The sequence below is a fragment of the Magnetococcales bacterium genome, from assembly GCA_015231175.1.
Classification (GTDB): Bacteria; Pseudomonadota; Magnetococcia; order Magnetococcales; family DC0425bin3; genus HA3dbin3.
Genome location: JADGBZ010000045.1, coordinates 1 through 14,678, shown reverse-complemented (window position 1 = coordinate 14,678; position 14,678 = coordinate 1). Strand labels below are relative to the sequence as shown.

The following is a 14,678-nucleotide window of genomic DNA, read 5'->3' as shown; positions in this document are numbered from 1 at the left end:
CACCCAGATTAGCATCAACCCCTTCCACGCCATGCCAGTGGGCCACCCGGATCAGGATGTCAACTTTTGACCTTGTACCCGAGTTTGCTTTCGACGCTTTTGACTTTTCCTTCCAAGCGTCCCTCCTTCCCTGCCCGATGGTCGATGCGCATGGAGATGGTGATACGTTGACAATCCTGACGCATCCGATCATAGCACGCCTTGGCCACTCCCATAACCTGATCCCACTCACCTTCCAAACAGGTGCCCATGGGGCCCATCTTGTAGGGCAGACCACTGTGATCGATAATCTCCAGGGAACGGGCTACGTAGGCACTGACACTCTCTCCCTTATCCAACGGGGTCATGGAAAATTCCAACAAAACACTCATGGAGCTGCTCCTTGGCCTTGGTGACCTGTGGATGGTAACGATTCAGCACCCTTGCAAGAAAAGCCTGGATATGGAAGCCGCTGTCAGGGCTTCGCCCCCAACCCCACCAGGGAGATTTCCCAAAAAAAACATTCTCTGCAAATCATCATCCATTGCCAAGGGATCATCTGCGCACTATTGTGTCGCCCTGTTGGGATGAGGGCGTCTTCCGTGGAGCTCCCCGGAGGGGTCGGTTTGTCCCGGCAGAGTTGCGCCATCGTTGGTGGCGTGCGTCCCGTTCGTCTAGTGGCCCAGGACATCGGCCTTTCACGCCGGCAACACGGGTTCGATTCCCGTACGGGACGCCACTCTTCGGTTCGGCGATGTCGAGACAAGTACAAAACCCCATGAATTTGCACGCTTCATGGGGTTTTTTATGTAAAAAAACTCGCCACATAACCATCACCAATAAAGGTGCCTTCCCAAAGGTTGGCCGTGCAAAGTCAATGGATTTTGATAAGATGGAGCGGGAGGGAGGTTGCCATGACGACAATTACGTTTGATACCCACGCATACGTCAAAGAGTTGCGAGCTGCAGGGTTTACTGAAGAGTAAGCCGAGGTGCAGGCAAAAACCCTTTCCAGCATTTTCAAGACGAACTTGGATGAACTGGCGACACGACGGGATCTTAAGGAACTTGAGCTTGCCACCAGGCGAGACTCCAAAGAGCTTGAAGCTAAAATTGCTGAATCCAAAGCTGAGACCATCAAATGGATGGTCGGTCTCCTTTTTGCCCAAACCGGCCTCATCATCACCATTCTCAAGCTGTTCCCTTCGCACTAAACCTATGTCCCAGGCTCAATATGGGTTCCGGGGGCGTGGACAGAAGCGGTGAATCAAGGCAGCATGTTCGACGGCGATTCACCTTCACTGGGAGGTCAAGGACGACTCCCCAAGCAATGGTCAGATTCAACTCCTGGATCCCGCTGCGTTCACGGATCAGGCCACATCGGGGCATTTTACAGGAGAAGTGCCGGTAGCCGGGGTCAGTTGGAACGTTCGGATAGGCCTTTGGCTTTATCCGGCGCCACACCCGGCCCATGGGCCGAGGTGGGATTCAGGGGCTTCGCCTTGGGAGCGGCAGGGGGAAGGTTGGCGCCCGTTCCATCGGGCGCAACGGTGCTGTTTCCCTTCGGCGCCTGCGCCTTGGCATCGGCTGGCGTCGCGCCACCACCCTGCCGTGCCGGAGGTTTGGCGTCGGCTGGCGTCGCGCCACCACCCTGCCGTGCCGGAGGTTTGGCGTCGGCTGGCGTCGCGCCACCACCACCTTGCGGAACAGAAGCCTTCTGAGCCGAAGCATCCTGGACCGATGGCTTTGCCTGCTGAGTGAGAGGGCTCGTGCCGGCAGGGGCACCACCTGAACCTTGTGGCACCTGAGATTGCGACTTCACGCCAGAAACCGGCGGAGTTGGCGCATCTGGGTAGGGAGCTTGTGGCTTCACACCAGAAACCGGCGGAGTTGGCGCGTCTGGAAAGGCTGGAATAGGCTTATTGCTACCCTGATGGGCATCAGGAGCCCCCCCCCCTCCCCCGGCCTTCTCCTCCGAAACGCCGGTCTTGGCCGGCAACGGGATGTCGGAACCCGGGTCCGTCACAGGAGCGGAGGCAGCCCCCGGCTTGGGCGCAGCATCAACAGGGCGTTGCGTCGTCGCGGGGGGCCTGACGGCCCCCCCTTTCATGACGGAATCTGACGACGTGGACCGGGTCGTAAAAAAGGCGAGCGTGAGACTGGTCAACATGAAAATCGTAGCCAGAAAGGCGGTCACCTTCCCCAAAAAACTGCCCGATCCGCGTGCCCCGAAGAGGCTTTGTGAACTTCCGCCAAAGGCAGCGCCCATATCGGCACTGCTCCCCTTCTGGACAAGCACGACAAAGATGATCCCAAAAGCGACGAGAAGATGGATCACAGTCAGGATCAGTGTCATGCAAAAACTCCGTGGTCAAACGTCATGGGTTGCGAAAAATCAATCCGAGACCGGGTTGGCGTCGATGATGCCCAGGAAATCCTGGGCCTTTAAAGCGGCGCCACCGATCAAACCACCATCCACATCCTCCAAGGCCAAGAGGCCAGCAGCATTGGACGGTTTCATCGACCCGCCGTAAAGGATGCGAATCTTGGAAGCCGTGTCGGCGCCCAACTTTTCCGCAAGGAATTTGCGGATGAAAGCATGGACTTCCTGGACCTGTTCGGGGGTGGCATTTTTGCCGGTGCCGATAGCCCAGACAGGCTCATAGGCCACAACCAGGGTGCTCCGTTTGGCACTCTCTTCCGGCAGTCTGGGCATGACCGCTTCCAACTGGGGACGAATGACATCGAAGGTACGATTGGCCTCGCGGTCTTTGAGCTCCTCGCCGACGCAAACGATGGGGATGAGCCCATCGCGAAAGGCCGCCTCCACCTTCTTGCCAACGAGTTCGCTGGTTTCACCGAAATACTGCCGACGCTCCGAGTGGCCGAGGATCACATAACGGCAACCAACATTGCGCAGCATGATCCCACAGATTTCACCAGTACGCGCCCCTGGTCCTTCGACATCCATGTTTTGCCCGCCCACCTTCATGGAGTACCCCTTGGCACTCACAGTCTGGTGGACGGTGTGGATGGCGGTGAAGGGTGGGCAGACGAGAACCTCACACTGCAATTTCCGTTCTCTCTCGGAAAGTCCTGCGCCGATCCCTTCCACCAGTTCCTGGGCGGTTTCGATCAGCCCATTCATTTTCCAGTTTCCAGCAATTAATGGACGACGTCGCATGGGCATAGCCTCGCAATGATCTCTTCGGTTGCCGACAATGGGTCTTTAACGAAGTGTGTCATTATATGAACAATCCCATCCAAGTCAATGGCGTTCGGGAAATCCCTTGCCCAAAGGTGCATCTGGAGGCATTGTCCCCGTGGCCAACCGAGGAAACCAGCGGAATCCAGGTATGATCATGTGAATATTTACCCTTTATATTTCACCATGTTTCACAACAGGAACCCACTCTCCATAGCGGATGGACTCACCTATGACCTACTGGCACACAAACACTTCCATTGTTCAACAACGATGGCCAGGGTTATGGCAACTCTCTCCTCAAGGAACCATTCGCCACCGCATCGAACCCATCCAGGACGGTATCCTGGTGGATCATCTGCATCTGTTCAGCCTCTCCGACCCTTGGGAGGAGGCCCGTCTACAGGCAGAGAGCGTTCCACCAGGCGCCACGGCGGCACACGTCTATGGTCTGGGGAGTCCCCACCTGCCCCAAACCCTGCTGGCTAGACCCGGAATACAACATCTGACCGTCATCTTGCTCAACACCGACCTGTTCTTCCAATCCCTGGCCATCATGGACCACCAGGCGTGGCTCTCCGATACCCGAACAAACCTGGTGACCTGGCGCGAAGCGGGTCTGCCCAGGAAGCCTCTCGCCACATCCTCGGTGGCGTTGCATCTGGCCGGCCCCGATCCGGCAGCAAAGGTGTTGGCGACCAGGGTTCGCCTGGCTCTGGAAAGCGATTTCCAGGACCGGCGTTTCCTGGAGCACCCTCTCTTGATGGAAAGGATTCGTCAAAACAAACCTTTGATCAATCAGGATCCAGGTGTGGAAAACCTGTTCAACACCCATCCGGGTGATACGATTCTGGTGGCCGGCGCCGGTCCCACCCTGGATGATCATCTTCTCCTGTTGGCCAACCGTCCGGTTGCCACCCCCCTGATTGCCGTCGATGGCGCCCTGCTGCCGCTCCGTCAGGCTGACATCCTTCCTGACATTGTGGTCACGATGGAACACCAACCTATCGTTTTCACCCTGTTCCAGGATGTTCAGGAGGATCCGTCGCTGCTTCGTGTCCCCCTGGTCTATTTTCCAGCCTCCGATCCGGCGGTTTTGGACATGTGGCCCGGTCCCAGATATCTGGCTTGTTCATACTCGCCAGCCTATGCGGAGATCCGGCAACAGCGTCCCTTGTCGCACCTGTATGCATCCGGGAGCATCCTGCACGCCGCCGTGGATCTGGCCATCCGCATGGGTGCAGGCCAGATCCTTTTCGTCGGTACGGATTTTTCCTTTCCTGGGGGCCAAAGCCACGCCCAGGGCAATCCATCCCTGAGCTGGCAAACCCGGGCCGATACCACCCCGATGTTGCCGAACGGCCTCGGCACAGAGGTGGCGTCATCCCTGGCCATGAACAGCAACCTGCTGGAACTGGAACAGTTGATCGAGACACACCCTCGTGTCACCTTTATCAACGCCGGACGCCGGGGAGCGCGTATCCGGGGAACCCACTACCTGGACACATGGCCCTCTCCCCTCCCTTTGATCTCAGCCCAGGTGGATGCCCACGTCCCGTTGGTCTCAGCCCAGGCGGATGCGAACGTCCCGAACACCTCCGACCCCTCCCCCGATGACCGGTCGGCGCTTCAGCAGATCGATGCCGACCTGTTGGTTTATCGTTATGCGCGGGCGGAGAGAAAACTTCGCAACCTCGTCGAACGCCTTCCATTCATGCAGGATCCGGGTGAACGTATCCTGACACAACACCACACCGCCACGCTCGCTCTGCGCCAAAATAAAGTCGATCGGGCCGAGACACTGGCCAGGTCGGCCCTGGAAACGGTGCGGACGCTGGATATGGCACAACGACAGAACAAAATGTTGCGTATTCCACTCTTGCGGCTGATGGCCCAGATCCACCTGCAATGCGGACGCTCCCGAGAGGCCGCCAACCCGCTGGAAGAGGCAAGATCCCTGACCCTGGCCCTGGGCGACGCCCGGGAAAAGGCGCGGACTGGCCGGGCCATTGCGGCATTTTTAAAAAAAAATGGCCGTACCATGGCTGCGAAACAGCAGTTGCAGGAGGTCAGGGACGGCTTGGCCCTCGCAGAAAAACAGGGCAACCCTCTCCCCCTGGAAGAGGCGCGTTGCCTCATGGAGCTGGGCAACCTGACCGCCTGCCGGGGCTCCTGGAACGAAACCAGGGAATATTTTTCTCAAGCCTTCGAAATTTACCAGAAGAACCAGGAAAATACTGCCGCTGCCATGGCGCGCCAAGCCCTCTTTACCTTGCGCTGGGAGATGCAACAGGCCCTGCAACTCCACCCCGGGGATTGCTCGGGTCATTTGTCACAGACGGTGCGCCTGTTCCGCCAAGGACGCCAAGCCGAAGGTGGAGAAGCCATGCGGCGGCTCATCGACTGTGTCTCTTTCCGGCTGGAAAACGCAACGGGGATCGATCTGGATCAGATCAATCCCCTTCTTGTGCGCATCCTGGAAGCCCAACAACGCCAGGATCTCGTTCAGGTTGCCGACGACCTTGCCCACCGGCTGGCCCCGCTCCTGGTGGGGTGATCTCACTCCCAGCTCAAAACCTTCTCCCGTACCGTGCGAGCATCCGCAATGCGGCCATCCTCGATCAACTCATTGATATAAAAAGGTATCATGGTTTTCAAAAAGGGATAGCTGGTCTTATCGGTCTCTTTGCAAATCAATTCAAACGCCCGACCGACAAAAAACAGCCCCTCGCTGACGTTGCCGCGATGGTGCAGATTCATGCCCAGCTTGTAGTTGCCGAAGACGTGATCCGGCTCGCGGTCGACCCAGGCACGGAGGATCGCAATGTTGCGTTTGAGCTTCTCTTTGTTGGCGTCCTGTTTGTAGCCAAAATGGGTCAAACGCAGGTCGAGTCTCTCCGGTCTGTATTCGGGCCAACCCCGATAAACCGATTCGCAAACCGATTCATGAATCGGATGTTCAAAACGGATGCGGGGATCGTTGCGAAACAGGCGCATGGCATCCTGGCGGGCGACACCCCCATCAGCCATCAGATTGTCAATATTGATGATGAAGACCGGTTTCCCTTCTTCATCGCCGAGGCACTTTTCCACAAAACGTTCCCGGGTGTCTGTTTTGGTGTCCAACGCCTCATCGCAGTCCACGTTCAGGATCCACGTGTGTAGCGCCTGATTGATGCCGTAATTTTTGGGAATGGAAAAATCATCCTGCCACGGCTGGCGGAAAATGCGACAGCCATACTCCTCCGCAATGTCGATCGTCCGATCCTCGGAACCAGTGTCCACAAAAATGATTTCGTCCGCCACCTCGCGCAGGGGCGGCAGGGTCATGTGCAAAAAATTCTCCTCGTTACGGCCCATGACGACAGCCGACAGGCCATCTCGAAGTGTAGTGTGCATGGCGTTCACCTTGTTTTCCTGTTTTCGAGCCAGATGGATGAATGGATCAGGCCAATACAATTCCCCAACAAAATGCCTTTGGGAAACCATGGGGAAATCCCCCGAGTGGAGTCAAGCAACATTCATGCCGCTCAAAAGGGAAAACGCCAGGGAGTGTGGCAAAAAAAAAGCTGAAAAGACCGTTCCATGGTCTTTTCAGCCGTACCCGAAACGCCCCAGGGGGAGCGGGGAGAGGAACTGTTCGGCGGTCAAAGTCGCCGAAAACGCGACGGGTTCATCCAGATCCCATCGTTTTGATCAGCGGAAAGAAAACGTCATGCATCCGTCAGGGCGATCATGCCGGGAAGTTCTTTCCCTTCGAGGAGTTCCAGGAAGGCGCCGCCACCGGTGGAGATGTAGGAAATCTTGTCGGCCACACCAGCCTGCTTGACCGCTGCATCGGTATCGCCGCCACCCACGACAGAGAGGGCCCCGCTGCTGGCAACGGCCTTGCCCAACTCCACGGTTCCCTTGTCGAAGGGGGGAGTCTCGAACACCCCCATGGGGCCGTTCCAGATGATGGTTTTGCAGCGTTTCAGGGCCTCGGAAAACTCCTTGACGCTGGCCGGTCCGATATCCAACCCCATCCATCCGGCAGGAATGGCATCGACGGGGACGACCTTGGTCTCGGTTCCGCTGGCAATTTCCTTGGCAATGACGGCATCGACGGGGAGAAGCAACTTGACATTTCTCTCCTTGGCCTTGGCCATGGCCGAACGGGCAATGTCCAGCATCTCCGGTTCGACCAGCGAGTTGCCAACTTCATAGCCCATGGCCTTGAAGAAGGTGAAAGCCATGCCGCCGCCGATGATGATCAGGTCCACCTTGGTCAGAAGGGATTCGATGACACTGATCTTGCTGGAAACCTTCGACCCACCCAGAATGGCCACCAGGGGGCGGTCCGGGCTGGTCATGGTGCGATTGAAATAGTCGATCTCCTGGGACATGAGCAGGCCGGCGACCGCCGGTTTCACCAGCTTGGTGATGCCGACGTTGGAGGAGTGGGCGCGATGGGCGGTACCGAAAGCGTCGTTGACCACGACATCGGCCAGGCGGGCGAACCCCTCGGCCAACGTGGCATCATTTTTGGTCTCCCCCTCGTAATAGCGGACATTCTCCAGCATGAGGACATCACCGGGTTGGAGGGCAGCGACCATTTTTTCCACTTCAGGCCCAACGCAATCCGGGGCCATGGCGACGGGCTTGCCCAACAATTTGGCCAGACGCTCGGCAGCCGGCTTGAGGGAAAGTTTGGGATCTTTTTTGCCTTTGGGACGGCCCATGTGGGAGGCCAGGATCAGCTTGGCTCCCTTGTCCAGGGCCATCTGGATCGTCGGCAGAGCGGCGCGGATGCGGGTATCTTTCCGCACCTGACCCTGTTCATCCAGGGGGACGTTGAAGTCCACGCGCATGAAGGTCCGCTTGCCTTTGAGATCAATGTCCTTGATGGTGAGCTTTTTCATGGTGTCTTGGTATCCTCTGGGAAATTGCCATTGGGAAATATTGCCTGAACTTCTTCCAGCAGGCGCTGGATGCGCGGATCATCGGACGGAGCGCCATTCAGGACATTCCGACCGATGGCGGCATGAAACCGGTCACGGTCTCGACTCTCCAGGGCCTCCAGGTAGGCCTGACGCCGCCCGGTGGCGTGCTCCAGGAGTTTGCGCATCCGGCTGCCAATGCGCATGTCGGGAACCCCCCGTTCTCGCAATGAGTGGTCAAACCCTTCAAACATAGCCTCCCACAAACACTCGATCCTGCTTTCGTCTTCCGGTTGCGCTCGTTGCCGCCACGCAAAGAGCTGCAACGAAACCAGAAAGACCATCACCTCGAAACGCAGGTTGAAATCGTCCGGCAGGGAGAACAGACCGCTTCCGGTCCAGGCGCACGTCTGCTCCACAAGTCGATCATGACGTGCAAAAACCTCGGAGCGCAAGGATCTTGAACGACGTTTCCTCTCCCGATACCTCTGCCACAAGAACATAAGCGCTTTGCTCCAGAACCAAAGGAGGACTATGATACCCGAAAAATATGCAACCCGAAAGTCGGAGAGGCACTCTTCCGCCGCATCCCCGAGCGAGTCAAAAGGCCCATGATCGGACCCCAGCGTCGTATTTCCACTTTTCTTTTTCCTCTTCTGGCCCTGTGCATGAGTCTGGCCCTCCCTTCCTGCCAGACGCTGGTCCAGGAGCAGGGGAACATGCTCGACCCATTCAAGGTGGCCCGCATCCAGGAGGGCCGCACCACGCGCAAAGAGGTCTTGGATTTACTGGGAAGTCCAACCATTGTCAACTCTTTCAAACCAGACCGCTGGATCTATCTCCAGGATAGCCGTTATGACAAGTTCCAGGCCGTCAATCGGGTGGAGATTGAATTTGACCGGAAGGGTGTGGTCCACTATCTGGAGCGCAACTTTGCCAACGAGATCTGGAAGCCCGAACAACTCTCGGCAGCGGAGAAAGACCGGTCGTTCCGCTATCTGCGCAATCTCATGGAAAATGACATCCGCGATCTGACTCCCAACTCCCCGGTCGCCAATCGCCACGTTCCCCTGGTGGCTGACCCGAACCAGTCATTCCAAAATGCCTCGCGTAAACCCGGTTTTCTGGAGCGGCTCTTCTCTCGTTGGAAATCCACTCCCGCCAAACCCGACACCACCTTTTCTCCCCGGGATGCCGGATGGTGGCGGGGCATCTGGTCATCAGACCCGACCGCATCCACGGACAATGCCGCAAAAAAATCCCCGGATACCGACGACGATGGTCAGGCTCACATCCCTTTTCCGTTGCCCAGGTAGGCCTTTCGCCATGCCGCGCATCGCACTCATCGGTGGCACCAGTCTGCTTGAGTCACGGGAGTTTCATCGCGGAAAACACCTCACTCAGGCCACAGCTTATGGCGAAGTTCACCTGTTGCTGCAAGGGGAGCTGGTTTTTTTGCAACGCCATGGACTTGACGGTTATACCCCCCCGCACCGGATCGACCATCGGGCACACGTTGCCGCTCTGCACGCCGCTGGCGTGACCCGGATTCTCGCTGTCGGTTCAGTGGGCAGTTTGCGTCGGGATATTCCGCCCGGATCCATCGTCTTTCCGCACGACTTTTACGCCCCCCATCTTTCCATCACCTTTTTCGACGATTCCCGGGGTCATCGGACGCCGGGGTTTGATCGTCCCTGGCGGGATCATATGTTGGCGATCTGGCGGCAATGCGGGTTGCCTGAACCGGTGGATGGCGGGGTGTATTGGCAAACCATCGGACCGCGCTTTGAAACCCCTGCCGAGATCCGGGCTCATCAATCTATAGCCGATCTCGTCGGCATGACGCTGGCCGCCGAGTGCATCCTGGCCGGGGAGTTGTCGATCCCCTATGCCGCCCTCTGCATGGTGGACAACCATGCCAACGGTATCACGGATCACCCGTTGACTTTCGAGGCCTTCAAGGAGCAGGTTCGGGTCAACAAGGAGAAGTTGCTGACCTGCGTGGATACCCTGCTCACCGGTCTGACGCAAACATCATGATCTGTAACGATTCACCACACTTTCCAAGAAAAGTCTTGATATGGAAGTCTTTGTCAGGGCTTTGCCCCGAACCCCACCAGGACTCCCTCCTGGATCTGCCAGGGAGCCAGCCCCCTGGATCCCGATACAACGAAACGCCATGACACTCTTCATCCAGGATGCCCGTCTCCTCGATGACAGGCGGGTCCATATACAAATCGACAACGGCCTGATCACCGCCATAGGGGAAGAGTTGGCGCCGCCTCACCCCGGGACCGAAATCCTGGATGCCCGGGGCATGGTGGTGACGCCCGGTTTGCTCAATGGACATACCCACGCCGCCATGACCCTTTTTCGGGGTTATGGAGATGACATGCACCTCATGGATTGGCTGCAAAACCGCATCTGGCCAGCCGAGGCAAAAATGACCGAGGCGGATGTCTATTGGGGCACCAAGCTGGCCTGCCTGGAGATGATTCGTTCGGGTACCGTGCAATTCCATGACATGTATTGGCATTACCATGCCGTGGCCCGCGCCGTCGACGAGATGGGGCTGCGGGCCGGCGTCGGGGCCATCCTGCTGGATGTCGCCGAGGCGCAGGGTGATCAGCTCCAGGCAGAGTCGGAACGCCTGTTGAGTGAAACCCGGCGCTACTCATCCCGGATCCAATACGAGCATGCGCCCCACTCCATTTATGTGGTCAATGAATCCCGGTTGCGCTGGCTGGCCGATTTTTCGGAGAAACACGCCACCCGGGTCAACATCCATCTCTCCGAAACCACCCGGGAGGTGGCCGAGTGTCAGGCCCGGCACGGCTTGCGTCCCGCCTTTTACCTGGATCGGATCGGTTTGCTCAATCCCCGGGTTTGTCTGGCGCACGGGGTACACCTGGATGAAACGGAGTTGGACCTGATCGCCGAACGCAACGCCACCTTGATCACCAATCCCGTTTCCAACATGAAACTGGCGGTAGGCGGGGCCTTTCCTTATCAGGAGGTGGCCCGGCGGGGGATCAATCTGGCCATCGGTACGGATGGGGCGGCCTCCAACAACAGCCTGGATCTCTTCCAGGAGGTCAAATATTTCGCCCTGCTGCAAAAACACGCCGCACACGATCCGACCATCCTCCCTGCCCGCGTGGCCTGGAAAATTTTGACCGGAGCCCGGGCGCCGGTCTTCGGCCCATCCGGTCGCATCGCCCCAGGAGAGAGAGCCGACCTGCTCCTGCTGGATCTGGACCAGGTCGAAACAACCCCGCGTCATGACACCATCTCCAGTCTGGTCTATGCCGCCACGGGGCACGTCGTGGACAGTGTCATCGTCGATGGCCGGATTCTCATGCACGGGCGGCGCATCGAAGGGGAGGAGGAGATCCGCCAGGAGGCCCTGGCCCGGGCACACGCCCTCTGTCAGACGTAGCCTTCGTCAGACGGTCGCCATTCACCACCCTTTCAAAAAAAGCCTGAACATAAAAGCCTTTGTCAGGGCTTCGCCCCGAACCCCACCAGGACTCTGTCCTGGACCTGCCAGGGAGCCAGCCCCCTGGACCCCGATTCGTGGCCGGGTGCTGAACAGTTACGTCGGATCATGCGCGGCTGATCCCTGCGTTACCTGCCCGCAGAGCTGTACTTGAAGGAGTAGGCGACAAACTGCTGACTGAAGTTGGGCAGGAGCTTCTCGACCGGTCTCGGGAGAAAGCGCCCCTTGTGCTCGATCTCGAACAGAAAGTCCATCAAGGCAGAGAGTTTCTTATAGTCCGGACTGGTATCCCGCATGATGCCCGCCACGGGGCGAGGAACAGTCACCCCCTCGACCAGACTGAGATTCTTGACAATTTCCTGTGCCGTCTGCAAGATTTCCATATGTCTCAACTTCCTTGAAAGCACTACATCGCCAAAAGGAACCATGCCCCCCATGACCACGCAACGCCCGGCACGGCGACAGCGCCCCAAATGGCCGAAAAAACCCTCTGGATCCACTTTTTCCAAACAGTCTGGTGTCTTAACAGGACATTCATCCGATGCAGGCGCGCCGGAACCGGGCAGGCCGCCCCTCTCTCTTTCGGGAACCCGGACGGTCAAGACATCCAGAGAAAGAAGGAGGTGGTGCCGGGGGCGGGAATCGAACCCGCATGCTGTTACCAGCGCCAGATTTTGAGTCTGGTGCGTCTACCAATTCCGCCACCCCGGCAGACAGTTCCAGATTGTGGCAACAGTCATGGACAAAGTCAATGCAGATTTCAGCAAGCCGCAGCAGGAAAACACCGGCGCCCTCACCCCCTTCAGAGGTCTGACCCACCTGGGGCGGAAGTTCCGGGGGGGCTGGTCTGGTTGCGCCTTTCGAGGGTTTGGCCCACTTCCCGGATGGCTTCCAGCAGTGTTTGTTTTTTGATGGGTTTGGTGAGATGTCCATCGCAGCCGACGGAGAGACTCTCCTCTTTCTTATCCGACGAGGCGTGGGCGCTCAGGGCCAGAATGGTCACCGGCGTGCGTCCCGTTTCCCGCTCCCATTGGCGGATCAGGCGGGTTGCGGCATAACCATCCATATTGGGCATCTGGATATCCATCAGGACCAGGTCAAAGCGCCCCTGCTGCACACGCACCACCGCCGCCGCGCCATCGTTGACCATGACCAGACGGTGCGGTGACCTCCTGAGGTAGGTATCGAACAGTATCCGGTTGTCCTCCGAATCCTCTGCCAGCAAAATGTCGAGGCATCGATCGACCGTTGTGGACGCCTCCACCACCGGTTGGGACGGGGATAATGTCGTGGTGCGTACTGGCAGGGTGAAGAAAAAGGCGCTTCCCCGGCTCGCCGCATGTTCCATCCCCAACTCTCCACCCATCAACTCCACCAGCTTTCGGGAGATGGCCAACCCGAGCCCGGTACCGCCATAGCGTCGGGCAATCCCCGCGTCGGCTTGGGTAAAATGCTCGAAGATGGTCTCCCTGTGCTCCGGCGAAACGCCAATGCCGGTGTCAACGACACGGAACAGAAGAGTATCGGGAGTCTGGGAGAGCAGGGCCAGGCTGACCTCCACCCCTCCCTGATGCGTAAACTTGACCGCGTTGCCCAACAGGTTGATCAACACCTGTCTGACGCGCCCATCATCCCCCAGGATGGCAACCGGCACCTCGGGAGCCACTTTCGCCGTCAGGGTCAACCCCTTCTCCTCGGCGGACACCTGCATCAACCGGGCGGTCTCCTCCACCACCTGACGGGGAGAGAAAGGGAACTCGGCAAGAGTAAAACGCCCCGCACTGATGCGGGAGAAGTCCAGGACATTGCTGATGACCGACAACAGTGCCTTGCCGGAATGGTGCATGGTCTGAACGATGTGGCGCTGTTCCGAACTGAGGTCGGTATCCAGCAACACCTCCGACATGCCCAACACCACGTTCATGGGCGTACGGATTTCGTGGCTCATGGTGGCCAGAAACTCTCCCTTGGCCTGGGAGGCCTGTTCTGCCCGGGCCTTGGCCATGCGCAACTCCTCCTCCTTCTGCCTGCGCTCGGTGACATCGCGGGCAGCGGCGTACAGAATGTCTCCTACCGGGGTAACGCGCCACTCCAACCAGCGGTAGCTGCCATCCTTGCAGCGGTAGCGATTGGAGAAACCAGCTAACGGTTTTTGTCCCTTCAATGCGGAGACCGCGTGCCTGCTGGCTTCCAGGTCATCGGGATGGATGAAGTGGAAAAAGGGCTGGGCAAGGAGTTCCTCCGTCGTGTAGCCCAGCACTTTGTGCCACGTCGGGGTGATCCGACGGAAATAACCGGAGGTATCCGCGATGCACATCAGTTCGTCCGCAACGTTGAAAAATTGATCCACCGCTTCCTTCAACCGTTTCTGTTCGCTGATATCCTGATGGATGGCGACCCAAACCGTGCCGAATCTTGGATGCTCGAAGGTCGAGACCGAGGCGTAGCACCACAGGGTGGCGCCATCCTTCCTCAGGTTAAGGATCTCTCCGCTCCACACGCCGGTACGTTGGAGCAGATCCACAATCGCGGAGGCCGTCTCTTGTGGGGATTTTTCCATATATGCGTTGACAGTATCGATATTTTTCCCGATCAACGCCTCCAGATCATAGCCAAGCATGCCGGCAAACTTGGGGTTGGCATAGACGATGGATTGGTCCCGAGCGCTGACGAGCACCACACCCTCGGCAATGTGCCTGAGAATGGCCTCGTGCAGACGCAACGCCTTTTCCGCACGCTTGCGTTGGGTGATGTCATGGACGAGAGAATACAACAACTTCCGTCCATTTATGACGACCGGACCGGAATAGACCTCGACATCGCGGATTTCGCCCGTGGCCAGCCGATGCGGAAACTGGAAATAGCCACGCCGCTCAAGGGCGGCATTTTCCATCTCCTGGGCCACCTGTTCGGGAGCAAGGGCGTTGATATCGGAGATTTTCATGGCAAGCAGAGCCTGGCGGGAGTAACCATAAAAACTCCCCGCTGCCGGGTTGGCGTCCAGAATGGAGCCATCCACGGGATCGATCACGATCATGACACACTTGTTTTGCTCGAAAAAATGAAGAAAACGTCC

General features: G+C 58.1%; 13 protein-coding genes and 2 tRNA genes. 6 read left to right on the top strand and 9 right to left on the bottom strand.

Annotated elements, in window-relative coordinates; genetic code table 11:
- Positions 1-59 precede the first annotated feature (59 nt).
- A complete protein-coding gene (locus HQL63_10310; GenBank protein MBF0177220.1) occupies positions 60-371 on the bottom strand; it encodes an MTH1187 family thiamine-binding protein in 312 nt (103 codons plus the stop codon).
- 271 nt (positions 372-642) lie between these two features.
- Here HQL63_10310 and HQL63_10305 point away from each other — a divergent pair.
- Together HQL63_10305 and HQL63_10300 are read left to right on the top strand one after the other, a co-directional pair.
- A tRNA-Glu gene (locus HQL63_10305) sits at positions 643-718 on the top strand.
- A 253-nt stretch (positions 719-971) separates the two neighbouring features.
- Positions 972-1,193 (top strand): hypothetical protein, encoded by a 222-nt coding sequence (locus tag HQL63_10300; GenBank protein MBF0177219.1) that lies wholly within the window; start codon positions 972-974, stop codon positions 1,191-1,193.
- Between the two features lie 203 nt (positions 1,194-1,396).
- Here the strand turns inward: HQL63_10300 and secG are convergent, their stop codons facing one another.
- Together secG and HQL63_10290 are read right to left on the bottom strand one after the other, a co-directional pair.
- Positions 1,397-2,335 (bottom strand): preprotein translocase subunit SecG, encoded by a 939-nt coding sequence (gene secG, locus HQL63_10295; protein ID MBF0177218.1) that lies wholly within the window; start codon positions 2,333-2,335, stop codon positions 1,397-1,399.
- Between the two features lie 39 nt (positions 2,336-2,374).
- On the bottom strand, positions 2,375-3,163 hold the full coding sequence (locus HQL63_10290) for a triose-phosphate isomerase (protein MBF0177217.1): 789 nt from the start codon (positions 3,161-3,163) through the stop codon (positions 2,375-2,377).
- Between the two features lie 253 nt (positions 3,164-3,416).
- Between HQL63_10290 and HQL63_10285 the strand changes: the two genes are divergently transcribed.
- Positions 3,417-5,741 carry a DUF115 domain-containing protein gene (locus tag HQL63_10285; protein MBF0177216.1) on the top strand — a complete coding sequence of 775 codons (2,325 nt, stop codon included), beginning with the start codon at positions 3,417-3,419 and terminating at the stop codon, positions 5,739-5,741.
- 2 nt (positions 5,742-5,743) lie between these two features.
- On the opposite strand, the gene HQL63_10280 is transcribed toward HQL63_10285, so the two are convergent.
- The 3 genes from HQL63_10280 to HQL63_10270 form a co-directional block, all read right to left on the bottom strand.
- Entirely contained in the window at positions 5,744-6,583 is an 840-nt protein-coding gene (locus HQL63_10280; GenBank protein ID MBF0177215.1) for a glycosyltransferase, read from the bottom strand.
- A gap of 314 nt (positions 6,584-6,897) precedes the next feature.
- The gene (locus HQL63_10275) at positions 6,898-8,085 is read right to left on the bottom strand and encodes a phosphoglycerate kinase (protein MBF0177214.1); all 1,188 of its coding nucleotides are present in this window, start codon (positions 8,083-8,085) and stop codon (positions 6,898-6,900) included.
- Entirely contained in the window at positions 8,082-8,606 is a 525-nt protein-coding gene (locus HQL63_10270) for a ubiquinol-cytochrome C chaperone family protein (GenBank protein MBF0177213.1), read from the bottom strand. Before HQL63_10270 ends, HQL63_10275 begins: the two co-directional genes overlap by 4 nt.
- A gap of 108 nt (positions 8,607-8,714) precedes the next feature.
- Between HQL63_10270 and HQL63_10265 the strand changes: the two genes are divergently transcribed.
- The 3 genes from HQL63_10265 (at position 8,715) to HQL63_10255 (ending at position 11,542) form a co-directional block, all read left to right on the top strand.
- Positions 8,715-9,419: an outer membrane protein assembly factor BamE gene (locus HQL63_10265; GenBank protein ID MBF0177212.1), complete on the top strand. Its 705-nt coding sequence runs from the start codon at positions 8,715-8,717 to the stop codon at positions 9,417-9,419.
- Between the two features lie 10 nt (positions 9,420-9,429).
- A complete protein-coding gene (locus HQL63_10260) occupies positions 9,430-10,143 on the top strand; it encodes an MTAP family purine nucleoside phosphorylase (GenBank protein MBF0177211.1) in 714 nt (237 codons plus the stop codon).
- 139 nt (positions 10,144-10,282) lie between these two features.
- Positions 10,283-11,542, top strand: coding sequence for an amidohydrolase (locus HQL63_10255; GenBank protein MBF0177210.1), 1,260 nt, complete (start codon positions 10,283-10,285; stop codon positions 11,540-11,542).
- 188 nt (positions 11,543-11,730) lie between these two features.
- On the opposite strand, the gene HQL63_10250 is transcribed toward HQL63_10255, so the two are convergent.
- The 3 genes from HQL63_10250 to HQL63_10240 all read right to left on the bottom strand — a co-directional run.
- Entirely contained in the window at positions 11,731-11,985 is a 255-nt protein-coding gene (locus tag HQL63_10250; GenBank protein ID MBF0177209.1) for a hypothetical protein, read from the bottom strand.
- A 241-nt stretch (positions 11,986-12,226) separates the two neighbouring features.
- Positions 12,227-12,313: transfer RNA gene (locus HQL63_10245), tRNA-Leu, on the bottom strand.
- Between the two features lie 91 nt (positions 12,314-12,404).
- Positions 12,405-14,678 (bottom strand): PAS domain S-box protein (locus tag HQL63_10240; GenBank protein MBF0177208.1); only part of this gene is annotated, 2,274 nt, incomplete at its 5' end.